Annotated in this window: 24 protein-coding genes; 21 read left to right on the top strand and 3 right to left on the bottom strand. The window is 59.9% G+C overall.

Annotation, left to right across the window (positions count from 1 at the left end):
• Window positions 1-3: 3 nt before the first annotated feature.
• Window positions 4-648, top strand: coding sequence for a methyltransferase (locus tag RAC79_RS05115; protein WP_174039712.1), 645 nt, complete (start codon window positions 4-6; stop codon window positions 646-648).
• Window positions 649-696: 48 nt separating this feature from the next.
• Here the strand turns inward: RAC79_RS05115 and RAC79_RS05110 are convergent, their stop codons facing one another.
• Window positions 697-1,077: a hypothetical protein gene (locus RAC79_RS05110; protein WP_174039711.1), complete on the bottom strand. Its 381-nt coding sequence runs from the start codon at window positions 1,075-1,077 to the stop codon at window positions 697-699.
• A 306-nt stretch (window positions 1,078-1,383) separates the two neighbouring features.
• On the opposite strand from RAC79_RS05110, the gene sdhC reads away from it, so the two are divergent.
• The 16 genes from sdhC to RAC79_RS05030 all read left to right on the top strand — a co-directional run bounded on the left by sdhC (window position 1,384) and on the right by RAC79_RS05030 (window position 18,370).
• Window positions 1,384-1,776, top strand: a complete 393-nt coding sequence (gene sdhC, locus RAC79_RS05105) for a succinate dehydrogenase, cytochrome b556 subunit (protein WP_003523506.1) — start codon at window positions 1,384-1,386, stop codon at window positions 1,774-1,776.
• 11 nt (window positions 1,777-1,787) lie between these two features.
• Window positions 1,788-2,168, top strand: a complete 381-nt coding sequence (sdhD, locus tag RAC79_RS05100; protein ID WP_065656951.1) for a succinate dehydrogenase, hydrophobic membrane anchor protein — start codon at window positions 1,788-1,790, stop codon at window positions 2,166-2,168.
• A gap of 7 nt (window positions 2,169-2,175) precedes the next feature.
• A complete protein-coding gene (gene sdhA, locus RAC79_RS05095; RefSeq protein ID WP_174039710.1) occupies window positions 2,176-4,017 on the top strand; it encodes a succinate dehydrogenase flavoprotein subunit in 1,842 nt (613 codons plus the stop codon).
• Window positions 4,018-4,032: 15 nt separating this feature from the next.
• A complete protein-coding gene (locus RAC79_RS05090) occupies window positions 4,033-4,812 on the top strand; it encodes a succinate dehydrogenase iron-sulfur subunit (protein ID WP_003523509.1) in 780 nt (259 codons plus the stop codon).
• Between the two features lie 205 nt (window positions 4,813-5,017).
• Window positions 5,018-5,560, top strand: a complete 543-nt coding sequence (locus RAC79_RS05085) for a protease inhibitor Inh/omp19 family protein (RefSeq protein WP_065656953.1) — start codon at window positions 5,018-5,020, stop codon at window positions 5,558-5,560.
• A 92-nt stretch (window positions 5,561-5,652) separates the two neighbouring features.
• On the top strand, window positions 5,653-6,816 hold the full coding sequence (gene zapE, locus RAC79_RS05080) for a cell division protein ZapE (protein WP_078052376.1): 1,164 nt from the start codon (window positions 5,653-5,655) through the stop codon (window positions 6,814-6,816).
• 178 nt (window positions 6,817-6,994) lie between these two features.
• Window positions 6,995-7,957: a malate dehydrogenase gene (gene mdh / locus RAC79_RS05075; RefSeq protein ID WP_065657038.1), complete on the top strand. Its 963-nt coding sequence runs from the start codon at window positions 6,995-6,997 to the stop codon at window positions 7,955-7,957.
• Window positions 7,958-7,988: 31 nt separating this feature from the next.
• Entirely contained in the window at window positions 7,989-9,182 is a 1,194-nt protein-coding gene (gene sucC, locus RAC79_RS05070; RefSeq protein ID WP_174039709.1) for an ADP-forming succinate--CoA ligase subunit beta, read from the top strand.
• A 17-nt stretch (window positions 9,183-9,199) separates the two neighbouring features.
• Window positions 9,200-10,102, top strand: a complete 903-nt coding sequence (gene sucD / locus RAC79_RS05065) for a succinate--CoA ligase subunit alpha (protein ID WP_003492390.1) — start codon at window positions 9,200-9,202, stop codon at window positions 10,100-10,102.
• Between the two features lie 178 nt (window positions 10,103-10,280).
• Window positions 10,281-13,277: a 2-oxoglutarate dehydrogenase E1 component gene (locus RAC79_RS05060; RefSeq protein ID WP_065656956.1), complete on the top strand. Its 2,997-nt coding sequence runs from the start codon at window positions 10,281-10,283 to the stop codon at window positions 13,275-13,277.
• 53 nt (window positions 13,278-13,330) lie between these two features.
• Window positions 13,331-14,563, top strand: coding sequence for a 2-oxoglutarate dehydrogenase complex dihydrolipoyllysine-residue succinyltransferase (gene odhB / locus RAC79_RS05055; protein ID WP_035263525.1), 1,233 nt, complete (start codon window positions 13,331-13,333; stop codon window positions 14,561-14,563).
• A 70-nt stretch (window positions 14,564-14,633) separates the two neighbouring features.
• Window positions 14,634-15,047, top strand: a complete 414-nt coding sequence (locus RAC79_RS05050; RefSeq protein ID WP_125145312.1) for an MAPEG family protein — start codon at window positions 14,634-14,636, stop codon at window positions 15,045-15,047.
• A 12-nt stretch (window positions 15,048-15,059) separates the two neighbouring features.
• Entirely contained in the window at window positions 15,060-15,701 is a 642-nt protein-coding gene (locus RAC79_RS05045; protein WP_125145311.1) for a LysE family translocator, read from the top strand.
• A gap of 66 nt (window positions 15,702-15,767) precedes the next feature.
• The gene (gene lpdA, locus RAC79_RS05040; RefSeq protein WP_174039708.1) at window positions 15,768-17,174 is read left to right on the top strand and encodes a dihydrolipoyl dehydrogenase; all 1,407 of its coding nucleotides are present in this window, start codon (window positions 15,768-15,770) and stop codon (window positions 17,172-17,174) included.
• 127 nt (window positions 17,175-17,301) lie between these two features.
• Complete coding sequence (locus tag RAC79_RS05035) at window positions 17,302-17,802, top strand: cytochrome b (RefSeq protein WP_174039707.1); 501 nt, start codon at window positions 17,302-17,304, stop codon at window positions 17,800-17,802.
• Between the two features lie 79 nt (window positions 17,803-17,881).
• A complete protein-coding gene (locus tag RAC79_RS05030; RefSeq protein WP_174039706.1) occupies window positions 17,882-18,370 on the top strand; it encodes a DUF2867 domain-containing protein in 489 nt (162 codons plus the stop codon).
• Here the strand turns inward: RAC79_RS05030 and RAC79_RS05025 are convergent.
• Both RAC79_RS05025 and RAC79_RS05020 read right to left on the bottom strand, forming a co-directional pair.
• Complete coding sequence (locus RAC79_RS05025; RefSeq protein ID WP_142779819.1) at window positions 18,354-19,451, bottom strand: TraB/GumN family protein; 1,098 nt, start codon at window positions 19,449-19,451, stop codon at window positions 18,354-18,356. The genes RAC79_RS05030 and RAC79_RS05025 overlap by 17 nt on opposite strands.
• 80 nt (window positions 19,452-19,531) lie before the next feature.
• On the bottom strand, window positions 19,532-20,479 hold the full coding sequence (locus tag RAC79_RS05020) for a tyrosine recombinase XerC (RefSeq protein WP_142844366.1): 948 nt from the start codon (window positions 20,477-20,479) through the stop codon (window positions 19,532-19,534).
• Between the two features lie 121 nt (window positions 20,480-20,600).
• Here RAC79_RS05020 and RAC79_RS05015 point away from each other — a divergent pair, with 121 nt between their 5' ends.
• The 4 genes from RAC79_RS05015 to atpA all read left to right on the top strand — a co-directional run bounded on the left by RAC79_RS05015 (window position 20,601) and on the right by atpA (window position 25,640).
• On the top strand, window positions 20,601-22,817 hold the full coding sequence (locus RAC79_RS05015; protein WP_174039705.1) for a primosomal protein N': 2,217 nt from the start codon (window positions 20,601-20,603) through the stop codon (window positions 22,815-22,817).
• A gap of 79 nt (window positions 22,818-22,896) precedes the next feature.
• Window positions 22,897-23,283: a phage infection protein gene (locus tag RAC79_RS05010; RefSeq protein WP_003523527.1), complete on the top strand. Its 387-nt coding sequence runs from the start codon at window positions 22,897-22,899 to the stop codon at window positions 23,281-23,283.
• A 261-nt stretch (window positions 23,284-23,544) separates the two neighbouring features.
• Complete coding sequence (locus tag RAC79_RS05005) at window positions 23,545-24,111, top strand: F0F1 ATP synthase subunit delta (RefSeq protein WP_170988551.1); 567 nt, start codon at window positions 23,545-23,547, stop codon at window positions 24,109-24,111.
• Entirely contained in the window at window positions 24,111-25,640 is a 1,530-nt protein-coding gene (gene atpA / locus RAC79_RS05000; protein ID WP_004443771.1) for a F0F1 ATP synthase subunit alpha, read from the top strand. Before RAC79_RS05005 ends, atpA begins: the two co-directional genes overlap by 1 nt.
• Window positions 25,641-25,654: the final 14 nt, after the last annotated feature.

Raw genomic sequence — 25,654 nt, 5'->3', positions numbered from 1 at the left:
TCGGTGAGGACCGATCCCGAACGCTTCATTCTCGACAATACCGCCATCATGCATCCGCCGCATGTGCCGGAGTTGCGTCTTCATCTCGCCACCGAAGCCCATGAGCTGTGGCTGAAGACGGAGGAGGAGCTGGAAGCGATCGGTCTGCCGCCGCCCTTCTGGGCCTTCGCCTGGGCCGGCGGGCAGGGGCTTGCCCGCTATGTTCTCGATCATCCCGACAGCGTTTCCGGCAGGCGCGTGCTGGATTTCGCCAGCGGCTCCGGTCTGGTCGCCATCGCTGCGGCAAAGGCGGGCGCGGATACTGTTCTGGCGGCCGATATCGATCCGTGGACAGAGGCGGCCATTCGGCTGAATGCGGCTCTCAATGGCGTGACCATTGCTTTCACCGGGCTCGATCTGGTTGGGAAAGCGGTTGAAGCGGATGTTCTGCTGGCCGGCGACGTGTTTTACGACCGCGCCTTTGCCGAACTTCTCGTTCCATGGTTTCTGGAACTGACGAAAAAAGGCGTGAGCGTTCTCGTCGGCGATCCTGGACGCGCTTATTTGCCCAAAGAGCGGCTCCGTGCGGAGGCGACCTATCAGGTGCCGGTGACGCGGGCGCTGGAAGACAGCGAAGTGAAGAAGACCACGGTGTGGCGTTTCATCTGATCAGCCCATCACACATTTGCAGTAAACCAGCTTCTTGCCGGAAATACTCTATGGCCGGATAATGCAGACGCCATGTTCATAGGCGCAGGGGTCGCCAGCGGTTTCAGCGCGGACATTGATGATTTTCGCCTTTGGCGCAAGCTGCGTGCCCGTCGCAACCGCTGCGCCTTTCCGTGAAAGCCCGCCGCCGATTGCGAAATAATTGCCGTTGCCGCGAACGCGTAGCGCCGATATCGCACCCACGTAAGTACCGCCGGAGAGGGTGGATGGCAGCCCGTCCGTTGAGAAGCTCACCTGCGATTGACGATGGTGATAGTTGTGCTGATAATCACGGCGGCCATAAGAATTCTCTGCCGCCGCCGGAGGCACCACAGTGAAAATTACGCCTGCGACCATCATGGTCAAAGCGGCGATTCGGCGCTGTAACATGAGCCTCATTCTCCGGATTTTCTTGGTTAACCAAAGGTAAATTACACGATTCATGAATTACGTAAAGGTAAATATTTTAGGGGCGTAAATCTTGGAAACGCTCGATTTTTTATTTTGACGCAAAAAAATTCCAAAAAAAATTCGCGAACCAATCGATTAAATTGGAATCGGCCATGAAATGTGCTTGTCGTGATGCTCCCATGTGATTAAACGTCGCGGTTGGTGCAATGCACATTCTTTCGTCATGTGCTGTTGCTTGGGGGCGTCCTGTCTGATGGGCGCACGGGAAAACGCCGCGAGGTTCTGATGGCGAATGCGACTAATAACCGGCCTCTGTCGCCGCATCTTCAAGTTTACAAGCTGATTCCGACGATGGTTGCATCCATCGTGCACCGCATCACGGGCGGCGCGCTTTATTTCGGAACGCTTCTGGTTGCCTGGTGGCTGATCGCTATCGCCTCGGGTCCGGCCTATTACGACTGGGTCAACTGGGCGATGGGTACGATCATCGGCAGGCTCATCCTGATCGGATACACCTGGGCTCTGGTTCATCACATGCTTGGCGGCCTTCGCCATTTCATGTGGGATCTGGGATACGGCTTCGAAAAGCACTTTACCACCAAGCTGGCGAAGGCCTCGTGGGTGGTGTCGATCTGTCTGACCGCGCTGATCTGGGTCATTGCCCTGATCGTGCGCTGAGGAGATTTTTCATGGATATGCGTACACCTCTCGGAAAGGTTCGCGGCCTCGGCTCCGCCAAGGAAGGCACCGACCATTTCTGGCGTCAGCGCGTGACTGCGGTCGCCAACGTTCCGTTGCTCACCTTCTTTGTCGTCTTCCTCATCAGATATGCCGGCGCGCCCTATCCGGAAGTCGTTGCGGCGCTGTCGAACCCGCTCGTTGCGGTCATCATGGCTCTGGTTTTGGTTTCCGGCCTCATCCACATGAAGCTCGGCATGCAGGTCATCATTGAAGACTACATTCACGCCGAGGTTTTGAAGCTCGTTCTTCTGATGCTCAATATGTTTTTCGCGATTCTCATTGGCGGTCTTTGCATCTTCGCCATTCTGAAAATCGCATTCGCAGGATAATCCCGCCATGGCATCGATCAGTTCACCATCCCAGAATGGCAAGGCCTACACCTATGTCGATCACTCCTACGACGTGATCGTGGTGGGCGCCGGCGGCGCGGGTCTGCGCGCAACGCTCGGCATGGCGGAACAGGGTTTCCGCACAGCCTGTATCACCAAGGTTTTCCCGACGCGCTCGCACACGGTCGCGGCGCAGGGCGGCATTGCCGCATCGCTCACCAACATGACGCCCGACTGTTGGCAGTGGCACCTTTACGACACCGTAAAGGGTTCCGACTGGTTGGGTGACGTCGACGCGATGCAATATCTCGCCATGGAAGCGCCGAAGGCGGTCTATGAGCTGGAACATTACGGCGTGCCTTTCTCGCGCAACGAAGAAGGCAAGATCTACCAGCGCCCGTTCGGTGGTCACATGCAGAATTACGGCGAAGGCCCGCCGGTGCAGCGCACCTGCGCCGCCGCCGACCGTACCGGCCACGCCATTCTGCACACGCTTTATGGCCAGTCGCTGCGCAACAATGCCGAATTCTTCATCGAATATTTCGCGCTCGACCTCATCATGTCTCCGGACGGCCGCTGCACCGGCGTCGTCGCCTGGAACCTCGATGACGGCACGATCCATCGCTTCTCCGCCAAGATGGTGGTGCTGGCGACCGGCGGTTACGGCCGCGCCTATTTCTCCGCCACCTCGGCCCATACCTGCACCGGCGACGGCGGCGGCATGATCGCCCGCGCCGGCCTGCCGCTTCAGGACATGGAGTTCGTACAGTTCCACCCGACCGGCATTTATGGCGCAGGCTGCCTGATTACCGAGGGTGCACGCGGCGAAGGCGGTTATCTCGTCAACTCCGAAGGCGAACGCTTCATGGAGCGTTATGCGCCTTCTGCGAAGGATCTCGCCTCGCGTGACGTTGTCTCGCGCTGCATGACGATGGAAATCCGTGAAGGCCGCGGCGTCGGCAAGAACAAGGACCACATCTTCCTTCACCTCGATCACCTCGATCCGGCAATCCTGCATGAGCGTCTTCCGGGCATTTCCGAAAGCGCGAAGATTTTCGCCGGCGTTGACGTCACCCGCGAGCCGATCCCGGTCCTGCCGACGGTTCACTACAATATGGGCGGCATTCCGACCAACTATTGGGGTGAAGTGCTGAATGCCGATGCCAACAACCCGGAACGCATCGCGCCCGGCCTGATGGCTGTTGGCGAAGCCGGTTGCGCCTCGGTTCATGGTGCGAACCGCCTCGGTTCCAACTCGCTGATCGACCTGGTGGTCTTCGGCCGTGCAGCGGCGATCCGTGCCGCTCAGGTCATCAATCGTGATGAGGCTGTTCCCGCTCTCGATACGGCTGCCTGCGACAAGATCATGGAGCGTTTCGACAGCCTGCGTTACGCCAACGGCTCGACGCCGACGGCGGTGCTGCGCGACAAGATGCAGCGCGCCATGCAGGACGATGCGGCCGTTTTCCGCACACAGGACTCGCTGGAAAGCGGTTGCCAGCGTCTTTCCGCCATCTGGAAGGAACTGCCTGACGTCAAGGTCACCGACCGTTCGATGGTCTGGAACTCCGATCTGGTCGAGACGCTCGAGCTGCACAACCTCATGGCCAATGCGATCACCACGGTCTATGGCGCGGAAGCACGCAAGGAAAGCCGCGGTTCGCACGCCCGCGAGGATTTCGTCGACGGTCCGTTCGCCGGTCGCGACGACGTGAACTGGCGCAAGCACACGCTTGCCTGGGTCAGCCCGGAAGGCGACGTCAAGCTCGACTACCGCCCTGTTCACACCGACCTGATCGCCGACGGCATTGATCCGAAAAAGATCGAGCCGAAGGCGCGCGTCTACTGATTTGAGGAACTGGATATGGTTGAACTCGCTCTCCCCAAGAATTCCCAGATCAGCGAAGGCAAGGTCTGGCCGAAGCCGGACGGCGCCAAGAATGTGCGCGAATACCGCATCTATCGCTGGAACCCGGATGACGGCCAGAACCCGCGCATCGACACGTATTATATCGATGTCGACGATTGCGGGCCGATGGTTCTCGACGCGCTTCTTTACATCAAGAACAATATCGACCCGACGCTGACGCTGCGCCGCTCCTGCCGCGAAGGCATCTGCGGTTCCTGCGCCATGAACATCGACGGCACCAATACGCTTGCCTGCACCAAGGGCATGGAAGAAATCAACGGCACGGTGAAGGTTTATCCGCTGCCGCATATGCCTGTCGTGAAGGACCTCGTTCCCGATCTGTCGAACTTCTACGCCCAGCACCGCTCCATCGAGCCCTGGTTGAAGACGGTTTCGCCGACGCCCGCCAAGGAGTGGAAGCAGAGCCATGAGGACCGCCTGAAGCTGGACGGTCTCTATGAGTGCATTCTCTGCGCCTGCTGCTCCACCTCCTGTCCCAGCTACTGGTGGAATGGCGACCGTTATCTCGGTCCGGCCGTTCTGCTGCAGGCCTATCGCTGGCTGATCGACAGCCGCGATGAGGCAACCGGCGAGCGTCTCGATAATCTCGAGGACCCGTTCCGCCTTTACCGCTGCCACACCATCATGAACTGCGCGCAGGCTTGCCCGAAGGGTCTGAACCCGGCCAAGGCCATCGCGGAAATAAAGAAGATGATGGTCGAGCGCCGCGTTTAAAGGCGATTCGCTGACGACAGAAAATCTAGCGGGCCGCGGTCTCGACCGCGGCCCTTTTTACAACCCGGCGTGGGAAAATTCGGTAAAAATCGACCGAAATGGTAATTATCCCGGCCATCGCTTGCGCAAGATAAGGCTTTGGTAATAATTCAGCCTTCTTGTTTGATCATGATCTTTCCGGAAGCGAGAGAATCGGGAGCTTGATATGCAATTCAGATATGTGGTGACGGGCCTTGCGGTTGTGATGACTCTCGCCGGTTGCCAACGTACCTCCTACGATTACAACAACAACGGCAGCAACAATCCCGGTTATACGCCGCCTTTGCAGGCGCAGCCGGTGCCCTCCGTCCAGTCCGGCGCCCTGCCGCCGCCCGGTGGCGCCACGGGCAGCCAGTTCCCGTCGGCACCTGCCTCGGCCGCCCCTGGCGGAACCAACGTCGCTTCTGCCGCTCCGCCGGCGGCCGCACTTGACGTTACCAAGGAATCCATGGTCGGCAACTGGCGCGTTTCCAATGGCGGCGCCAATTGCGACATGTTCCTGACACTCACCAACCTCGGCAGCGGCTCGCGTGGCGGCACGCGCGGTTGTGCGGGCGAGCTGACGGCGATGGGGTCCTGGGAAGTGTCCGGCAAGATGGTTCTCTTCAAGAACCGTTCGGGTGACACGATCGGCCGCGTCTACAAGAGCGCCGATGCGCGTTTTGACGGCACGACCAATAGCGGCCAGCCGCTCAGCCTCAGCCGATGAGTCTTTCCGGTGCAGCCGGAACGCTCTTTTCGCTCTAAGCCTGTCCATTCGTCGCGGGTGCCTTTGTGCGCCCGCGTCCGAGGCGTTTATCCATGAAGCCCTTGCCCGATTACAATCATAGTGTCGTTGAACAGCTCAACGCATTGACGGCAGCTGGCACCTTGCAGGCCGATGCCGCCCAGCTTGGCGTGGCGGCGCATCTGGACCGTATCCTTGCCGATCTGAAGGCGCGCAAGCCCGCCAAGAAGAAGAGCGCGCTCGGCTGGATGTTTGCGCGCAAGTCCGGACCTGCCGCCGCCGTCAAGGGACTATATGTCTATGGCAGCGTTGGCCGCGGCAAGACGATGCTGATGGACATGTTCTACGAGATGGCGCCCGTTTCCTCCAAACGGCGCTGCCATTTTCACGAATTCATGGCGGATGTGCACAATCGCGTGCATGCGCATCGGCAGAAGCTGAAGAATGGCGAAACCAAACAGGCCGATCCGATTCCGCCCGTCGCCGCCCAGCTCCTGGCGGAAGCGGAGCTTTTATGCTTCGACGAATTTACGGTCACTGATATTGCCGATGCGATGATCCTTGCGCGGCTGTTCAGCGAGCTGTTCGCCAATGGCTGCACATTGGTGACGACCTCCAACGTCGTGCCGGACAATCTCTACAAGGACGGTCTCAATCGCGGCCTGTTCCTGCCTTTCGTCGATCTCTTGAAGAAGCATGTTGAGGTGGTGACGCTGGATAGCCCCACCGACTACCGGATGGAGAAGCTGGAAAGCCTTCCCGTCTACGTCACGCCGCTCGACGGTTCGGCGGATCAGGCGATGGACATGGCCTGGCGGCACATGATTGCCGGTCACCTCGTTGCACCGACCGAGATACCGATGAAGGGCCGTTCCATTCTGGTGCCGCGTGCCAGCGGCCGGGTGGCTCGCTTTTCCTTTTCCGATCTTTGCGAAAAGCCGCTTGGGGCTTCCGACTTCCTTGCCATCGCCAATCGTTTCGATACGGTCTTCATCGACCATATTCCGTTCTTGAACGCGGACAAGCGCAACGAGACCAAGCGTTTCATCATCCTCATCGATGCGCTTTACGACCACAGCGTCCGGCTTTTTGCCTCCGCTGCCGCCATGCCGGAAGACCTGCTCGGCAAGCGCAAGGGGACCGAAGGTTTCGAGTTCGATCGCACCGCCTCGCGCCTGTTTGAAATGCGCAGCGCGGACTATCTGGCGCAGCATCACGAAAAACGCCAGAAAGTTTGACACTTTCGTGACGTATTTTCTTACGTTTACGTAAGAAAATAATGATCTAAACGATTGAAAATATTCACCGGAAAAGAATCTGTTGCCAATTTTAGCCAATGGGGCTAATCGGAGTGCGACAATTTGGCTGCCGGTTTGGCGCGGTGAAATTGAATTGAAGCTCAAGAGGAAGCATTCGATGGCTCGCAAAAAAATTGCACTTATTGGTTCTGGCATGATCGGCGGCACGCTGGCGCATCTCGCCAGCCTGAAGGAACTGGGCGATATCGTCCTCTTCGATATTGCCGACGGCATCCCGCAGGGCAAGGGTCTGGATATTGCCCAGTCCGGCCCGGTTGAAGGCTTCAATGCAAAGCTCACCGGCGCTTCCGATTACGCCGCCATCGAAGGTGCTGACGTCTGCATCGTCACCGCTGGCGTTGCCCGCAAGCCTGGCATGAGCCGTGACGATCTTCTCGGCATCAACCTCAAGGTCATGGAGCAGGTCGGCGCCGGCATCAAGAAATATGCCCCGAACGCTTTCGTCATCTGCATCACCAACCCGCTCGACGCGATGGTCTGGGCACTGCAGAAGTTCTCCGGCCTGCCGAAGAACAAGGTCGTCGGCATGGCCGGCGTTCTCGACAGCGCCCGTTTCCGCCTGTTCCTCGCCGAAGAGTTCAACGTTTCGGTTGAAGATGTCACCGCTTTCGTTCTCGGCGGTCATGGCGACACCATGGTTCCGCTCGCCCGCTACTCCACCGTTGCCGGCGTTCCGCTGACCGATCTCGTCAAGATGGGCTGGCTGACCGCCGAGCGCCTCGAGCAGATCATCCAGCGCACCCGTGACGGCGGTGCGGAAATCGTCGGCCTCTTGAAGACCGGTTCGGCCTATTACGCGCCGGCCGCTTCGGCAATCGAAATGGCTGAATCCTACCTCAAGGACAAGAAGCGCGTTCTGCCCGCCGCTGCCCACCTCTCGGGCCAGTATGGCGTTGACGACATGTATGTCGGCGTACCGACCATCATCGGTGCAGGCGGTATCGAGCGCATCATCGAGATCGAACTCAACAAGGAAGAAGAAGCCGCCTTCCAGAAGTCCGTCGGCGCTGTCGCTGGTCTCTGCGAAGCCTGCATCAACATCGCTCCGTCGCTGAAGTAATAGCCTAGCGGCTCCAAACAGGGATTATTCCATGAATATTCACGAATATCAGGCCAAGGCTCTTCTGAAGGGCTACGGCGCGCCGGTTGCTGAAGGCGTCGCCATTCTCAAGGTCGAAGAAGCCGAAGCTGCTGCCAAGCAGCTTCCCGGCCCGCTCTACGTCGTCAAGAGCCAGATCCATGCTGGCGGCCGCGGCAAGGGCAAGTTCAAGGAACTCGGCCCCGACGCCAAGGGCGGCGTTCGTCTGGCGAAGTCCATCGATGAAGTCGTTTCCCACGCCAAGGACATGCTCGGTAACACGCTGGTAACGGCGCAGACGGGCGATGTCGGCAAGCAGGTTAACCGCCTCTACATCGAAGACGGCGCGGACATTGCCCGCGAACTCTATTGCTCGCTGCTGGTGGACCGTTCGGTCGGTCAGGTTGCTTTCGTGGTTTCCACTGAAGGCGGCATGGATATCGAAGCTGTCGCCCACGACACGCCCGAAAAGATCCATACCATCGCCATCAACCCGGAAAAGGGTGTGAGCGACGCTGACGTTGCCGCGATCTCCAAGGCGCTTGAGCTTGACGGCGTTGCAGCCGAAGACGCCAAGTCGCTCTTCCCGATCCTCTACAAGGCCTTCAGCGAGAAAGACATGGCTCTCCTCGAGATCAACCCGCTGATCGTCATGGAAAATGGCCATCTGCGCGTTCTCGACGCCAAGGTTTCCTTCGACGGCAACGCCATGTTCCGCCATGACGACGTCAAGGCGCTGCGCGACGAGACCGAAGAAGACGCCAAGGAAATCGAAGCCTCCAAGTGGGACCTCGCTTATGTGGCCCTCGACGGCAACATTGGCTGCATGGTCAACGGCGCCGGTCTTGCCATGGCGACCATGGACATCATCAAGCTTTACGGCAAAGAGCCGGCAAACTTCTGCGACGTCGGCGGTGGCGCTGGCAAGGAGAAGGTCGCGGCAGCTTTCAAGATCATCACTGCCGACCCGAAGGTCGAGGGCATCCTCGTCAACATCTTCGGCGGCATCATGAAGTGCGACGTCATAGCCGAGGGCGTAATCGCCGCGGTGAAGGAAGTCGGTTTGCAGGTTCCGCTCGTCGTTCGCCTTGAAGGCACCAACGTCGAACTTGGCAAGAAGCTTCTCAACGAATCTGGCCTTGCGATTACGGCTGCTGACGATCTGGACGACGCAGCCAAGAAGATCGTCGCGGCGATCAACGGCTAATTGAGGGACCGGAAATAATGTCTATTCTTGTTAATAAAGACACGAAGATCCTCGTTCAGGGTCTGACCGGCAAGACCGGCACCTTCCACACCGAACAGGCGCTTGCCTATTACGGCACGCAGATGGTTGGCGGTATTCACCCGAAGAAGGGTGGCGAAACCTGGACCGGTTCCAAGGGTGAGAGCCTGCCGATCTTCGCAACGGTTGCCGAAGCCAAGGAAAAGACCGGTGCAGACGCATCCGTAATCTACGTTCCGCCGGCAGGTGCAGCAGATGCCATCATCGAAGCCATCGATGCGGAAATTCCGTTCATCACCTGCATCACCGAAGGTATCCCGGTCATGGACATGGTTCGCGTCAAGGCTCGCCTCGACCGCTCCAAGTCGCGCCTGCTCGGCCCGAACTGCCCGGGTATCCTGACGCCGGAAGAATGCAAGATCGGCATCATGCCGGGCTCCATCTTCCGCAAGGGTTCGGTCGGTATCGTTTCGCGTTCGGGCACGCTCACCTATGAAGCCGTGTTCCAGACCTCCAACGAAGGCCTCGGCCAGACCACTGCTGTCGGCATCGGCGGCGACCCGGTCAAGGGCACCGAGTTCATCGACGTGCTTGAAATGTTCCTCGCTGACGACGCCACGCAGTCGATCATCATGATCGGCGAAATCGGCGGCTCGGCTGAAGAAGATGCGGCACAGTTCCTGATCGACGAAGCCAAGAAGGGCCGCAAGAAGCCGATGGCCGGCTTCATCGCAGGCCGTACGGCTCCGAAGGGCCGCACCATGGGCCACGCCGGCGCTGTCGTTTCCGGCGGCAAGGGTGACGCGGAATCCAAGATTGCTGCCATGGAAGCAGCGGGCATCAAGGTATCGCCTTCCCCGGCGCGCCTCGGCAAGACGCTGGTTGAAGTCCTCAAGGGCTGAGACCACATGACATCGGTAGCGGGCGGCGCGGCTTCAATGCCACGCTGCCCGATGCCGCAAGGAACGACAGACAGAACGGCATACCGCCCCGGCGGCAGACAGCAATAATCAAAGCGGCAGGCCAGCGAACGGCCCTAACGGCATCGAGGAGGCGGACGGATAAGTCCGCAAGAACACAATGGCAAGGCAAGAAGCGAACGAGCAGTTTCAGATCACGTCGTTTCTGGACGGCGCGAATGCAGCCTATATCGAGCAGCTCTATGCCCGGTACGAAGAGGACCCCTCTTCCGTGTCGCCGGAGTGGCAGAGCTTCTTCAAGGCGTTGTCCGATAATCCGGAAGACGTGAAGAAGGCGGCCAAGGGCGCCTCCTGGAAGCGCGCCAACTGGCCGATCCCGGCGAATGGCGAACTGGTATCCGCACTCGACGGCAACTGGGCCACGGTCGAAAAGGCCATCGAGAAGAAGGTTCAGGCGAAAGCTGAGGCCAAGAGCGCTGACACCGGCAAGCCGGTCAGCCAGGCGGAAGTTCTGCAGGCGACCCGTGACAGCGTTCGCGCCATCATGATGATCCGCGCCTACCGCATGCGCGGCCACCTGCATGCCAAGCTCGATCCGCTCGGCATCGCGGTCGCGGTTGAGGATTACAACGAGCTGTCGCCGAAGTCCTACGGCTTCGAGGAAAGCGACTACGACCGCAAGATTTTCATCGATAACGTGCTCGGCCTCGAATATGCGACCGTGCGCGAGATGATCGATATTCTGGAGCGCACCTACTGCTCCACCATCGGCGTCGAATTCATGCACATGTCCAGCCCGGAAGAAAAAGGCTGGATTCAGGAGCGCATCGAAGGTCCGGACAAGGGCGTTGCCTTCACGGCTGAAGGCAAGAAGGCCATTCTGTCCAAGCTGGTCGAAGCCGAAGGTTACGAGCAGTTCCTCGACGTGCGTTTCAAGGGCACCAAGCGTTTCGGCCTCGATGGCGGTGAATCGCTGATCCCGGCGCTGGAGCAGATCATCAAGCGTGGCGGCCAGGAAGGTCTGGAAGAAGTCGTTCTCGGCATGGCTCACCGCGGTCGCCTGAACGTTCTGACCAACGTGATGGGCAAGCCGCATCGCGCCGTGTTCCACGAGTTCAAGGGCGGTTCGTTCAAGCCTGACGATGTCGAAGGTTCGGGCGACGTGAAGTACCACCTCGGTGCCTCCTCCGACCGCGAATTCGACGGCAACAAGGTTCACCTGTCGCTGACGGCCAACCCGTCGCACCTTGAAATCGTCAACCCTGTCGTTATGGGCAAGGCCCGCGCCAAGCAGGACCAGCTGGCCAAGCAGTGGGACGGCGATATCATTCCGCTTTCCGAGCGCGCCAAGGTTCTGCCGCTGCTTCTGCATGGCGATGCCGCTTTTGCCGGTCAGGGCGTGGTTGCTGAAATTCTCGGCCTTTCAGGTCTGCGCGGTCACCGCGTTGCCGGTACGATGCACTTCATCATCAACAACCAGATCGGCTTCACGACGAACCCGGCCTTCTCGCGTTCGTCGCCCTATCCGTCCGACGTTGCCAAGATGATCGAAGCGCCGATCTTCCATGTCAACGGTGACGATCCGGAAGCTGTGACCTATGCGGCGAAGGTTGCGACAGAATACCGTATGAAGTTCCACAAGCCCGTCGTCGTGGACATGTTCTGCTACCGCCGCTTCGGCCACAACGAAGGCGACGAGCCGGCGTTCACGCAGCCGAAGATGTACAAGGTCATCCGCGGCCACAAGACCGTGGCGCGCATCTACGCTGACCGTTTGATCGCCGAAGGCCTGATCAACGAAGGCGAATTTGAGAAGATGAAGGCCGACTGGCGCGCTCATCTCGAGCAGGAATTCGAGGCAGGCCAGTCCTACAAGCCGAACAAGGCCGACTGGCTGGACGGCCAGTGGTCGGGCCTGCGTGCTGCCGACAATGCCGATGAGCAGCGTCGCGGCAAGACCGGCGTGCCGATGAAGCAGCTGAAGGAGATCGGCAAGAAGCTGTCGACCATTCCGGAAGGCTTCAGCGCCCACCGCACGATCCAGCGCTTCATGGAAAACCGCTCGCAGATGGTCGAGACGGGCGAAGGCATCGATTGGGCAATGGCGGAAGCGCTTGCGTTCGGTTCGCTCGTCGTTGACGGCCACAAGATCCGCCTTTCTGGTCAGGATTGCGAACGCGGCACCTTCTCGCAGCGTCACTCGGTTCTCTATGATCAGGAAACCGAAGAACGCTACATCCCGCTGGCAAACCTTGCGCCGACGCAGGCTCGTTACGAAGTCATCAACTCGATGCTTTCGGAAGAGGCCGTTCTCGGTTTCGAATACGGTTACTCGCTCGCCCGTCCGAATGCGCTGACGCTCTGGGAAGCCCAGTTCGGCGACTTCGCGAACGGTGCTCAGGTCGTGTTCGACCAGTTCATCTCGTCGGGTGAACGCAAGTGGCTGCGCATGTCCGGTCTCGTCTGCCTTCTGCCACATGGCTACGAAGGTCAGGGTCCGGAACACTCGTCCGCCCGTCTGGAGCGCTGGCTGCAGATGTGCGCCGAAGACAACATGCAGGTTGCCAACTGCACGACCCCGGCCAACTACTTCCACATCCTGCGCCGCCAGGTGAAGCGCGACTTCCGCAAGCCGCTGATCCTGATGACGCCGAAGTCGCTGCTGCGTCACAAGCGCGCCACCTCTTCGCTGGCCGAGCTTGCAGGCGAGTCCTCCTTCCACCGTCTCCTGTGGGACGATGCCGAGGTCATCAAGGACGGCCCGATCAAGCTGCAGAAGGATTCGAAGATCCGCCGCGTCGTCATGTGCACGGGCAAGGTCTATTACGATCTGCTCGAAGAGCGTGAAAAGCGCGGTATCGACGATATCTACCTGCTGCGTATCGAACAGCTTTACCCGTTCCCGGCCAAGGCGCTCATCAACGAGCTGTCGCGCTTCCGCAATGCGGAAATGGTCTGGTGCCAGGAAGAGCCGAAGAACATGGGTGCGTGGTCGTTCATCGATCCTTACCTGGAATGGGTTCTGGCGCATATCGACGCCAAGTACCAGAAGGTCCGTTACACGGGCCGTCCGGCTGCCGCCTCTCCGGCGACCGGCCTGATGTCCAAGCACCTGGCGCAGCTTGCTGCGTTCCTGGAAGACGCGCTGGGAGAGTGAAAACTCTCCCGCACCGCCCCGCAAAAAAGACACCTGAATAACGGAACTAGATCATGGCCACTGAAATCCGCGTACCAACCCTCGGCGAATCCGTCAGCGAAGCGACCGTCGGCACCTGGTTCAAGAAGGTCGGCGACACCGTCAAGGCCGACGAACCTCTCGTTGAACTGGAAACCGACAAGGTTACCGTCGAAGTCCCGGCGCCTGCGTCCGGCGTTCTCACCGAAATCGTTGCGCAGAACGGCGAAACCGTCGGTCTCGACGCGCTTCTCGGCCAGATCGCCGAAGGTGCTGCCGGCGCTGCGACCTCCGCACCTGCCGCAGAACCGGCAAAGCCTGCTGCGGCTGCCGCACCGGCACCTGCCGCCGTTGCCGCACCGGCAACCGGCTCCATGCCGCCTGCACCTGCCGCCGGCAAGCTGCTTGCTGAAAACAACCTGTCCGCCGATCAGGTCGACGGTTCGGGCAAGCGCGGTCAGGTTCTGAAGGGTGATGTTCTTGCCGCTGTCGCCAAGGGCGTTTCGGCACCGGCTGCCGCTCCCGCTCCGGCTGCTGCACCCCGTCCGGTTTCCGCCGAGCAGGATGCCGTTCGCGAAGAGCGCGTGAAGATGACCCGCCTGCGCCAGACGATCGCCCGTCGCCTGAAGGACGCGCAGAACACCGCCGCCATGCTGACCACCTATAACGAGGTGGACATGAGCGCCGTCATGGACCTGCGCAACCGCTACAAGGACGTGTTCGAGAAGAAGCATGGCGTCAAGCTCGGCTTCATGGGCTTCTTCACCAAGGCCGTGACTCACGCGCTCAAGGAACTGCCTGCCGTCAACGCTGAAATCGACGGCACGGACATCATCTACAAGAACTATTGTCACGTCGGCATGGCTGTCGGCACCGACAAGGGCCTCGTCGTTCCGGTCATCCGTGATGCCGACCAGCTCTCCATCGCGGGTGTCGAAAAGGAACTCGGCCGCCTCGCCAAGGCGGCGCGTGACGGTTCGCTCGGCATGGCCGACATGCAGGGCGGCACCTTCACCATCACCAATGGCGGTGTCTACGGTTCGCTGATGTCCTCGCCGATCCTCAATGCACCGCAGTCGGGTATTCTCGGCATGCACAAGATCCAGGAGCGTCCGGTCGCCATCGGCGGTCAGGTCGTCATTCGCCCGATGATGTATCTTGCGCTCTCCTACGATCACCGTATCGTTGACGGTAAGGAAGCCGTGACCTTCCTCGTTCGCGTCAAGGAAAGCCTCGAGGATCCGGAACGTCTGGTTCTCGATCTTTAATCGGTCTTGCTTTTCGTTTCAGCGGGGTTTCAAGTGAGGCCCCGCTGAAAGACCACCCGGGAGAGCAGACGTGCAGCCGACATTTCTTGCCGCTTCGCCTTTTTTACCGCTTATCGGTCTAAGCGTTCTTCTTCTCGTCGTGCATGTCCTGTTACAGGGGATAATGGCGACCAGAGAGTTGGGTCGTGAATGGAATGCCGGTCCTAGGGACGGTGAGCAGAAGCCACAGGGCAAGCTCTCCGGTCGCGCTTCGCGCGCATCGGCGAATTTCCGGGAGACCTATCCGGCTTTTGTGGCACTCGCCTTCGGCGTTATCATGGCGGGTGACCCATCCGGGCTAGCGCTTATTGGTGCCTGGCTCTGGCTGATCTGCCGTGTTGTCTATATCCCGCTTTATCTTACGGGCGTTCCTTATATCCGCTCGTTCGTCTGGCTGGGCTCAATGCTTGGTCTGGCACTCATGTTTATCGTGCTGATGTTTTGAAGGCGGCTCGTGATGCATCAATATCTCATCGAACTTGCATCCCTGATGGCGATCTTCTCCTTTGCGATCGTCTCGCCCGGCGCCGATCTCGCTATGGTGATGCGCCAGGCAATGGTGCATGGTCGCAAGCAGGCCATCATCACCAGCTTCGGGGTTGGGACGTCTCTGATGTTCCACGTCACCTATACGATCCTCGGACTTGGCCTCATCATTTCTCAGTCGATCTATATCTTCAACATCGTCAAATGGCTGGGCGTCGCCTATCTGATTTATATCGGCGTCAAGGCGCTGCGCGCCGGCAAGACCGAATTGCCCGCCGCTGAAGCTGAGGGCGTTCAGGTGAAAAGCAGCCAGACCGCGCTTAAGGCCTTTACGCTCGGTTTTGCCGCCAATGCACTCAATCCCAAGCCGGTGTTTTTCTTCCTGTCGATCTTTTCGACGGTGGTTCACGCTCACACGCCGGTCGCCATCAAGTTCGGATATGGTCTCGTGATGGCGAGCTGCCTTATCCTGTGGTTCGTCGGTGTCAGCCTGTTCATGACGACGCCGCGCATGCGCGCCGCATTTCAGCGCGCCAGCCAATGGATCGACCGCACCAGCGGTGTGGTCTTCATCGCTCTCGGTATAAAACTCGCAACGGAAAAAGCGGCCTGAGTTTCAGGTCAAACGGAAGCTGGGCATTGATCCGATATCTTGCCCCTATAAAGCAGGAACCAGAATATGGCATATGATGTAGTTGTAATCGGCACCGGCCCCGGCGGTTATGTTTGCGCGGTCAAGGCGGCACAGCTCGGCCTGAAGGTCGCTGTCATCGAAAAGCGCGCGACCTATGGCGGTACCTGCCTCAATGTCGGCTGCATCCCGTCCAAGGCGCTGCTGCACGCGTCCGAAACCTTCGCGCATGTCGCCCATGGTGTCGATTCGCTCGGTATCGAAGTCGCCGCGCCGAAGCTGAACCTTGAAAAGATGATGGGCCATAAGGACGGCGTGGTGAAGGCCAATGTCGACGGCGTTTCCTTCCTCTTCAAGAAGAACAAGATCGATGCCTTCCAGGGCACCGGCAAGGTGGTTTCCGCCGGCAAGGTTTCCGTCACCAACGACAAGGGTGAGACGCAGGAGATCGAAGCGAAGAACATCGTCATCGCCACGGGTTCGGATGTTGCCGGCATTCCGGGCGTTCAGGTCAATATCGATGAAAGCGTCATCGTGTCCTCTACCGGTGCGATCGCTCTTTCCAAGGTTCCGGAAAAGCTCATCGTCGTCGGCGGCGGCGTCATCGGCCTCGAGCTCGGTTCGGTCTGGTCGCGTCTCGGCGCCAAGGTTACCGTCGTCGAATATCTCGACAATATTCTCGGCGGCATGGATGGTGAAGTTTCCAAGCAGGCCCAGCGCCTGCTGGCCAAGCAAGGTCTCGATTTCAAGCTCGGCGCGAAGGTGACGGCCGTTGAAAAGACCGCTGCCGGTGCAAAGGTGGTGTTCGAGCCTGTCAAGGGCGGCGCTGCCGAAACGCTGGAAGCGAATGTCGTGCTGATCTCCACCGGCCGCAAGCCCTATACCGAAGGTCTTGGCCTTGCGGAAGCCGGCGTTGTGCTGGACAGCCGCGGCCGCGTTGAAATCGACGGTCACTACAAGACCAATGTCGACGGCATCTATGCGATCGGCGACGTGGTGAAGGGCCCGATGCTGGCGCACAAGGCGGAAGACGAGGGCGTTGCTCTCGCGGAAATCCTCGCCGGCCAGCGCGGCCATGTGAATTACGACGTCATTCCGGCCGTGGTCTATACGCAGCCGGAAATCGCGTCCGTCGGCAAGACCGAGGAAGAACTGAAGGCCGCTGGCGTCGCCTACAAGGTCGGCAAGTTCCCCTTCACCGCCAATGGCCGCGCCCGCGCCATGCAGGTGACGGATGGTTTCGTGAAGATCCTTGCCGACAAGGAAACCGACCGGGTTCTCGGCGGCCACATCGTCGGCTTCGGCGCTGGCGAAATGATCCACGAAATCACCGTGCTGATGGAATTCGGCGGTTCTTCGGAAGATCTGGGCCGCACCTGCCATGCACATCCGACCATGTCGGAAGCCGTGAAGGAAGCTGCGCTCGCGACCTTCTTCAAGCCGATCCACATGTGATCGGTGTTGGAGCCCGCTGCTCCAACATTAAATTTCAGTCATCTGCCAAACCCCGGCTTGCCATGCAGGCCGGGGTTTTCCATACTCGCGCCACAGCCTGTCTAACCTTTTGATAAAAGGCAATAAAATGGCGTTTCCAAGTCAAGTTTCCTTCACCGTTCCGCAGCGCATCATCCATTGGGCGATGGCGCTTCTGATCTTCTTCAACCTGTTGTTTCCCGATGGCATGGAACATGCCTACCGGCTGATGCGGCGGGGCGAAACACTGACGCCGGAACAGGTATCTTCGGCCAATATTCACGCCTATGTCGGCTTCACCATTCTGTTGCTTGCAGTGCTGCGCCTCTGTCTACGCTTCTTCCAGGGCGTGCCGCCGCATCCCGCCGAAGAACCGCGACCGTTTCAGATTGCGGCGAAGCTGGCGCATTTCACCTTTTATGCCCTGTTCCTCGTCCTGCCCCTGTCCGGTATTGCCGCTTATTACTTCGGCGCTCAGCCGGCCGGGCAGTTGCATTCCGGACCCTTCAAGGCGCTGATATGGGTGTTGATCGCCGGTCACGTCGTCGCCGTTCTGGTTCACCAGTTCTACTGGCGCACCAATGTCCTGAAGCGCATGACGCACGGCTAAGCGGCGGTTTGTCGCGTTTCCGGTTTCTCGGAAAAAGAGGAAGGTGGCCCCTGCCGCATGGCGCGGCCGGGGTTCAGGAATGCAGGATATCGAAGACATATTACCGGGCGCAGACTGGCAGGATCGCTATCAGGGAGAGATGGTGACGCCGGAGCCGTCCTCACTCGATGTGAGCAGGCTCCTTCTCCATCATCCTCCTGCATGGATCCGCAGCCTTATGGCGCTTCGAAACCGCGTGGTGGCGCTTTTCGGTTTAAGAACGGTCGAAATGGTGGCTGGGACGTCGGCGGGTGGTTTTCCAGTCCTGTCCTCCACGCCACAGCGGACTGTGCTCGGCTTCGACGACCGCCATCTTGATTTCCGGATCGTTGTCGATCTCGAAGAGAGGGAAAACAGCCAGCTGGTGAGTGTCACCACCATTGTCAGGCGCAAGAACCTGTTTGGGCGGCTTTATCTTCTTGTCGTCGGACCGTTTCACCGCCGCATCGTGCCGGCGACGATGCGGCCGTTCTGCGCCAATGTCCGGCCTGTCAGCATCGGGAGTGAGCCGGTCAATCGACCCGCGTGAGGGTGAAGCCTTCCGCGCGCAGCAATTCGACAAGGCCTTCCTCGCCCGGCAAATGCAGTGCACCGACGGCCATGAAGACATTGCCCCTGGCAAGCTCGGGGGCCGCCCGTTCCGCCATGACGTGGTTGCGGTCGGTGATGATACGCTGCTCGAAGGCGGCGTAGCCCTGTTCGCTTTCCGCTGCGGCTTTCTTGGGGTCCATGCTTTTCAGCATGGGCATGGTCATGCCGATATCGCCAGCGACGTAGAGATCGGTCATGGTTGTCATGATGTCATCCATGCGGTCGCCCAGTTCGAGCGTTTCGATCAGCGCCTGAAGATGAAATTCCATCGGCAGCTCCGACATGGCCGTCAGCTGTTCCACCATAGTCTCCAGCCCGACAAGGTGTTTTCCGTCAGCAATGGCATCTTCGGCCAGCTTCTTGTCCAGAAAGGAGAGGCCTGTTGCCTTGCGGGCGAACTCACAGGCGGGAAGGGCGACGAAGCTCGAAAGCATCCATGGCTTCATGCGCGATACGGCGTTCAGCGGAATGCCGCGCTCCTTGAGGCCCTTTTCCAGACGCGCGACATTTTCCGGCGACAGGATGTCGGTGATCGATTTGCCATCCAGAAACATGGTGAGTTCGGGCTTGCTCAGCAGCGACGCCGCGACCTTCTTGTCATCGACGATTTCGTCCGATTCAACGATCACCGTCGCGGCTTTTTCAAAGGCGGGGCTGGCGGCGGCAGGCATTTCCAGAACACGCGGATCGGTGACATGCATGGTGCCGAGAAGATAGGACGTGGGCGTTCCCGCCTTTTCGATGCGCCAGAAATTGCCCTTGCCGTTCGGGATCGCGGCCGCTTCCTGCTCGATCTTTGCGAAGGCTTGCGGATCGGTCTTGCGCATCTCCACGAGAATGTCGCTGCCGGTGCAGGTGATCTGCTGTTGCGCGGCTTCCGCTTGCCCCAGCGAAAGCAAGGTCATGAGCAGGATTGCGACGGCGGTGACATGCAGGGCGGCAAGCAGCCACAGCAGGGCGTCGCCGGTCTTGCCCATCAGGGTGGCGGTGAGGTTTTGCGGTTTTATCAGGCTGTGCATCGGTCCAATCCGGTTGTCGTTCGCTTATAGAACGGCGGCTTGGATGTCTGGTTAATTATTATGGTTAACCATTTCCTGCTTCATGCGCGCGGATGGGCGTTGTCGTAGATTTCCAGCAGTCTCGTAGTGTCGACCCCGGTATAAACCTGCGTAGTGGATAGGCTCGCATGGCCGAGCAGTTCCTGAATCGTGCGCAGGTCGCCGCCGCCGGCGAGAAGGTGCGTGGCGAAGGAGTGGCGCAGCGCATGCGGCGTGGCGTTTTCCGGCAGGCCGAAAGCGCCGCGCAGTTTCTGCATTTCCCTCTGGACGATGGCGGGCTGCAGCTTTCCGCCGCGTGCGCCGAGGAACATGGGCTCATCCGCCGACAGGGCATAGGGGCAAAGCTTCCTGTAGGTATCGACGGCTTCCGTCACCACCGCCAGCAGGGGCACAATCCGCGTCTTGTTGCCTTTGCCGGTAATGCGCAGGCTGCGGGCGCCGGGCGGGAAATCGGCCGGGGTAAGACCGAGCGCCTCGGAAATGCGAAGGCCGCAGCCATAAAGCAGTGAAAGAACCGCGGCATTGCGGGCGGCGATCCATGGTTCGTCGTTCAATTGCGCTTCACTCGTGGTGATTTTCAGCGCCTGCCGGTCGGTCAGCGGTTTCGGTAGCGATTTCGGCTGTTTGGGCGCGCGCATGGCGGTGGCGCCTGCGGCGTTCACCAGACCTTTTTTCTGCAGGTGATGGAGCAGGGAGCGCAGGCCTGCCAGATGCCTGCCCAGCGAACGTGCGCCGGCGCCTTCCTTGCGCCGGTTTGCCAGAAAGGCGCGAAGATCGACCGGACGCAGATCGGCAATATCGGTGATGGAGGCCGGTTTGCCGATATATCCTGTCAGGAATGTCAGAAATTGCCGGGTATCGCGCTCATAGGCCTCGACGGTATTGTCCGAAAGCCGGCGTTCGCCCGCGAGGGCGGAGAGCCAGGACTGGCGCTCATCGAGAAGATCGGCTTGGGCAAATGTCAGGATTTCGGTCACGCGGCGCTCCATTCCATGCTTCGAAACTATGCGCTTATGGTCAGCATTTGGTTAAGAGGTAGACTTTGCAAGGCGCGCCCACTACATCCGGGCGGTTTCCTTTTTCCTGTCGCCGGGGCATGGTCGCCACATCATGGCAAAAGATTCGTCCGATCTGTTTGGGGCTCTGTTCGACCCGCCGTCGCCCACGCGCACGGTGCCCGTTCTCGTGCCCATGCCGGCGCCCGGGCCCTACAGCTATTCGGTGCCCGAGGATATGGTGGTGGAGACCGGTTCCGTCGTGCAGGTACCGCTCGGCCCCCGACAAGTCTTCGGCGTGGTGTGGGACGATGCGGGCGAGAAGGGCGTCGATCCGAAGAAGCTGCGGCCCATCACCAAAAGTTTCGAGTGCCCGCCGCTGAAGGCGGAAATGCGCCGCTTTGTGGACTGGGTCGCCGCCTATACGCTTTCTCCGCCCGGCCTCGTGGCCCGCATGGCGCTCAGAGCCCCCGCGGCCTTCGATCCCGAACCGATGATCGAGGGGCTGCGGCTGACCGAAGGCCGGCCGGAGCGCCTGACCCCCGCCCGCGAGCGGGTTATGGAACTGGCGGCTGAAGGGCATGGCTGGACGAAGAGCGGGCTTGCCCATGCCGCCGGCGTTTCGACCAGCGTGATCGATGGTCTCGTCAAGCAGGGCGTGTTCGAGACGGTGTTTCTGCCGGCGCCGCCTGTCGTGGCCGAACCCGATCCTGATTATGTCGAGCCGCGTCTGGAAGGCCCGCAGAAACAGGCCGCTTCGGAGATACTCGAGGATGTGCGCAAGGGTGGCTTTCATGTTTCGCTGATCGACGGCGTCACAGGTTCTGGGAAAACAGAGGTCTATTTTGAGGCGGTGGCCGAGACGCTCCGGCAGGGCAGGCAGGTTCTCATCCTGCTGCCCGAAATTGCGCTGACGGCGGCCTTTCTTGAGCGTTTTCAGGACCGTTTCGGTGCGAAACCGGCGGAATGGCATTCGGACCTGTCGCCGCGCATGCGCGAAAAAGTCTGGCGGCAGGCGGTGACGGGCGAAGTGAAGGTGGTGGCCGGCGCGCGCTCGGCACTTTTCCTGCCCTTCGACAATCTCGGTCTCATCATCGTCGATGAAGAGCACGACCCCGCCTATAAGCAGGAAGACCGCGTCTTCTATAATGCCCGCGACATGGCGGTGGTGAGGGCGCGGATCGCCGAATTTCCGGTCGTGCTGGTTTCGGCCACGCCTTCGGTGGAAAGCCAGGTTAATGGCAGCTCGGGGCGTTACAACACTATTCACCTGCATACGCGGTTCGGCGATGCGGCAATGCCTGACCTGCATCTTGTCGATATGCGGCGTCATCCGCCGGAGAGGGGAGGGTTTCTGTCACCCGTCCTGCTGCGCGGCATTGGCAAGACCATCGAAAAGGGTGAGCAGGCGCTGCTGTTCCTCAATCGTCGCGGTTATGCGCCGCTGACGCTCTGCCGGGTCTGCGGCCACCGTTTCCAATGCCCGCAATGTTCCAGCTGGCTGGTGGAGCACCGGTTCCGCAATCAATTGCAGTGCCACCAGTGCGGCCACAACGAGCCGACGCCCGATCATTGCCCGGAATGCGGCACCTTCGATCATCTGGTGGCCTGCGGGCCGGGTGTGGAGCGCATTGCCGAGGAGGTGGAGAAACATTTCCCGGAAGCCCGCACCATCGTGCTCTCTTCAGATCTCATGGGCGTCAAGCGCCTGCGGCTGGAGCTGGAGGCGATCGTCAAGGGCGAGGCTGATATCGTGATCGGCACGCAGCTCGTCGCCAAGGGACATAATTTTCCGCTGATGACACTTGTGGGCATCGTCGATGCCGATCTCGGCCTTGCCAATGGCGATCCGCGTGCTGCGGAGCGAACGTTTCAGCTGCTGTCGCAGGTGACGGGGCGCGCCGGGCGAACGGGGTTGAAGAGCCATGGCCTGTTGCAGACCTATCAGCCGCAGCATCCCGTCATGCAGGCCATCGTTTCGGGCGATGCATCGGCCTTCTACGAAAGGGAAATCGTGGAGCGGGAAAAAGCCGTTCTGCCGCCTTTCGGACGGCTTGCCTCGATCATCGTTTCGGCCGATACGCGCGGGGAAGCGGAAACCCATGCCCGTGGTTTAAGGGCCGCAGCCCCGCAAGTTGCCGGCATCATGCTGCTCGGCCCGGCGGAAGCGCCGCTCGCGCTCATCCGCGGTCGCCACCGTTTCCGCCTGCTGGTGCACGGGCGGCGCAATTCCGACATGCAGTCTTTTCTCCGCACGCTTCTGGCCAATGGCCCGAAAGAGCGCGGCAGCGTGCATGTGCAGCTCGATATCGACCCGCAAAGTTTCCTTTGAACTTTGCCGCCGGGGCGTTTTCCCGCTGTCATGACCGTGTCATAACGCAGCAGGCAGTCAAAATGATTTGGGGAACGAGATGGAGTTTTATTTTCCCGCCGAGTTCGGCGAGCAGCTGGCCTTCGGAGCGGCGGTGGTTTCGGCCGTGATGGGCCTTTTTTTCATGTTTGCGCCGGGTATTACGCTTCGTGCCTTCGGTCTCCAGCCGGCGGGTGAGCGCAGGGATGGTTATGCACTCGTGCGCTCGTCGCTTGCCGGGTTCTATCTCGGTCTCGGCGCCGCCGCCCTGCTTCTCGCGCAGCCCATGGTCTATCTCGCCTTTGGGGCGGCTTTCGGCCTCAGTGTCTTTGGCGGCATTCTCTCCATACTCTCCGATGGTGGCGCAACCATGCGGAATTTCTTACTTCTGGTTGTACACTTTCTGCTCGCTGCACTGTCGTTGAGCTACGTGTTCGGGCTGGTCTGAAGCGGGCTTTTTGCCTTTTGTGACGCACAGATGCCGCATCCTGGGCGAAATCGGAAAATTTAAACGCATTCCCCCTTGCCCAAACGGCGCTTTCCGCTATTACGCGTGTTGCGAGTCCCGGCGTCCTATGCTAGACGGACCGCGAAATTGGGAAAAGGCAGGGGGGAATTCCGGTCTTTTTCGGGGAAATTGAAACGATTTCAAGAATTTGATGCGGTGGAGCCCCATCGCTGATGGTCTTGGACGATTAGCAGGGAAAAAGTGCCCGTGGCAGACACCTCCCATGGAACATCCGGTGTAGCGGAAAGGTATGCGTCGTCGCTTTTCGAGCTTGCTTTGGAAGCGGGTGCGGTCGAAGCGGTTCAGGCCGATCTGGATAAGTTCGGCGCACTTCTCGACGAAAGCGACGATTTGAAGCGTCTGGTTGCGAGCCCGGTGTTTTCCGCCGAGGATCAGTTCAAGGCAATCACCGCGATCTGCGAAAAGGCCGGCATTGCCGGTCTCGCGCTCAATTTCCTCAAGGTCGTTGCGAATAACCGCCGTCTCTTTGCCGTTCCCGGCATGATCCGAGCCTACCGCACCATTGCCGCTGCCCACCGCGGCGAAATCACCGCCGAGGTTACCTCGGCACATGCGCTCGACGAGGCGCAGGAAACTGAACTGAAGGCGGCGCTGAAGAGCGTTACCGGCAAGGATGTGGCGGTTTCCGTTACCGTCGATCCGTCGATCCTCGGCGGCCTGATCGTCAAGGTCGGCTCTCGCCAGATCGATACGTCTCTTCGCACCAAACTTTCCACCCTTAAGCTTGCACTGAAAGAGGTTGGCTGATGGATATCCGCGCCGCGGAAATTTCCGCAATTCTGAAAGATCAAATCAAAAATTTCGGCAACGAGGCGGAAGTCTCGGAAGTCGGTCAGGTGCTTTCCGTCGGTGACGGTATCGCCCGCGTCTATGGCCTCGACAATGTTCAGGCCGGCGAAATGGTCGAGTTTCCCGGCGGCATTCGCGGCATGGCGCTCAACCTCGAAGCCGACAACGTCGGTGTGGTTATCTTTGGTTCGGACCGTGACATCAAGGAAGGCGACACCGTAAAGCGGACTGGCGCTATCGTTGACGTTCCTGTCGGTCCGGAACTGCTCGGCCGCGTCGTTGACGCGCTCGGCAACCCGATCGACGGCAAGGGCCCGATTAATGCCGCCAAGCGTTCGCGCGTTGACGTCAAGGCTCCCGGCATCATTCCGCGCAAGTCTGTTCATGAGCCGATGTCGACCGGCCTCAAGGCCATTGATGCGCTCATCCCGGTTGGCCGCGGCCAGCGCGAGCTGGTCATCGGCGACCGCCAGACCGGCAAGACCGCCATCATTCTCGATACGATCCTGAACCAGAAGGCCATTCACGACAATGGCCCGGATGGCGACAAGCTTTATTGCGTCTACGTCGCTATCGGTCAGAAGCGTTCGACCGTCGCCCAGTTCGTGAAGGTTCTGGAAGAGCGCGGTGCGCTGCAGTACTCGATCATCGTTGCGGCCACCGCTTCCGATCCGGCTCCGATGCAGTACCTCGCTCCGTTCGCCGGCTGCGCCATGGGTGAGTACTTCCGTGACAACGGCAAGCACGCTCTCATCGGCTACGACGACCTTTCCAAGCAGGCCGTTGCCTATCGTCAGATGTCGCTTCTGCTGCGCCGTCCTCCGGGCCGCGAAGCTTATCCGGGCGACGTTTTCTACCTCCATTCCCGTCTTCTCGAGCGCGCTGCAAAGCTCTCCGACGAAATGGGCGCCGGTTCGCTGACGGCTCTGCCGGTTATCGAAACCCAGGGTAACGACGTTTCGGCCTTTATTCCGACCAACGTGATCTCGATCACCGACGGCCAGATCTTCCTTGAAACCGACCTGTTCTATCAGGGTATCCGCCCGGCCGTTAACGTCGGTCTGTCGGTTTCGCGCGTTGGCTCCGCCGCCCAGATCAAGGCAATGAAGCAGGTTGCCGGCTCGATCAAGGGTGAACTCGCCCAGTATCGCGAAATGGCTGCCTTCGCCCAGTTCGGTTCGGACCTCGACGCTTCCACGCAGCGCCTGCTCAACCGCGGCGCCCGCCTGACCGAGCTTCTGAAGCAGCCGCAGTTCTCTCCGCTCAAGACGGAAGAGCAGGTTGCGGTGATCTTCGCCGGTGTCAACGGCTACCTCGACAAGGTTCCGGTCGCACAGGTCGGCAAGTTCGAGCAGGGTCTGCTTTCCTACCTCCGCTCGGAAGGCAAGGCGATCCTCGACACCATCCGCACGGAAAAGGCTATCAGCGACGATACCAAGGGCAAGCTCAAGGGCGCTCTTGATAGCTTCGCCAAGTCTTTCTCGTAATCAGGGCTCTTTTA

This window comes from Agrobacterium sp. LR_9 (assembly GCF_041954855.1).
GTDB lineage: Bacteria > Pseudomonadota > Alphaproteobacteria > Rhizobiales > Rhizobiaceae > Agrobacterium > Agrobacterium leguminum.
Note: the sequence above shows the minus strand (reverse complement) of the source record. Positions and strands in the feature narration are given on the sequence as shown.

Excerpts from the sequence above, each read along its gene's own strand:
- RAC79_RS05110 (WP_174039711.1), bottom strand. The coding sequence starts at position 1,077 with ATGTTACAGCGCCGAATCGCCGCTTTGACCATGATGGTCGCAGGCGTA.
- sdhC (WP_003523506.1), top strand. The coding sequence starts at position 1,384 with ATGGCGAATGCGACTAATAACCGGCCTCTGTCGCCGCATCTTCAAGTT.
- sdhD (WP_065656951.1), top strand. The coding sequence starts at position 1,788 with ATGGATATGCGTACACCTCTCGGAAAGGTTCGCGGCCTCGGCTCCGCC.
- sdhA (WP_174039710.1), top strand. The coding sequence starts at position 2,176 with ATGGCATCGATCAGTTCACCATCCCAGAATGGCAAGGCCTACACCTAT.
- RAC79_RS05090 (WP_003523509.1), top strand. The coding sequence starts at position 4,033 with ATGGTTGAACTCGCTCTCCCCAAGAATTCCCAGATCAGCGAAGGCAAG.
- RAC79_RS05085 (WP_065656953.1), top strand. The coding sequence starts at position 5,018 with ATGCAATTCAGATATGTGGTGACGGGCCTTGCGGTTGTGATGACTCTC.
- zapE (WP_078052376.1), top strand. The coding sequence starts at position 5,653 with ATGAAGCCCTTGCCCGATTACAATCATAGTGTCGTTGAACAGCTCAAC.
- mdh (WP_065657038.1), top strand. The coding sequence starts at position 6,995 with ATGGCTCGCAAAAAAATTGCACTTATTGGTTCTGGCATGATCGGCGGC.
- sucC (WP_174039709.1), top strand. The coding sequence starts at position 7,989 with ATGAATATTCACGAATATCAGGCCAAGGCTCTTCTGAAGGGCTACGGC.
- sucD (WP_003492390.1), top strand. The coding sequence starts at position 9,200 with ATGTCTATTCTTGTTAATAAAGACACGAAGATCCTCGTTCAGGGTCTG.
- RAC79_RS05060 (WP_065656956.1), top strand. The coding sequence starts at position 10,281 with ATGGCAAGGCAAGAAGCGAACGAGCAGTTTCAGATCACGTCGTTTCTG.
- odhB (WP_035263525.1), top strand. The coding sequence starts at position 13,331 with ATGGCCACTGAAATCCGCGTACCAACCCTCGGCGAATCCGTCAGCGAA.
- RAC79_RS05045 (WP_125145311.1), top strand. The coding sequence starts at position 15,060 with ATGCATCAATATCTCATCGAACTTGCATCCCTGATGGCGATCTTCTCC.
- lpdA (WP_174039708.1), top strand. The coding sequence starts at position 15,768 with ATGGCATATGATGTAGTTGTAATCGGCACCGGCCCCGGCGGTTATGTT.
- RAC79_RS05035 (WP_174039707.1), top strand. The coding sequence starts at position 17,302 with ATGGCGTTTCCAAGTCAAGTTTCCTTCACCGTTCCGCAGCGCATCATC.
- RAC79_RS05030 (WP_174039706.1), top strand. The coding sequence starts at position 17,882 with ATGCAGGATATCGAAGACATATTACCGGGCGCAGACTGGCAGGATCGC.
- RAC79_RS05025 (WP_142779819.1), bottom strand. The coding sequence starts at position 19,451 with ATGCACAGCCTGATAAAACCGCAAAACCTCACCGCCACCCTGATGGGC.
- RAC79_RS05020 (WP_142844366.1), bottom strand. The coding sequence starts at position 20,479 with ATGGAGCGCCGCGTGACCGAAATCCTGACATTTGCCCAAGCCGATCTT.
- RAC79_RS05015 (WP_174039705.1), top strand. The coding sequence starts at position 20,601 with ATGGCAAAAGATTCGTCCGATCTGTTTGGGGCTCTGTTCGACCCGCCG.
- RAC79_RS05010 (WP_003523527.1), top strand. The coding sequence starts at position 22,897 with ATGGAGTTTTATTTTCCCGCCGAGTTCGGCGAGCAGCTGGCCTTCGGA.
- atpA (WP_004443771.1), top strand. The coding sequence starts at position 24,111 with ATGGATATCCGCGCCGCGGAAATTTCCGCAATTCTGAAAGATCAAATC.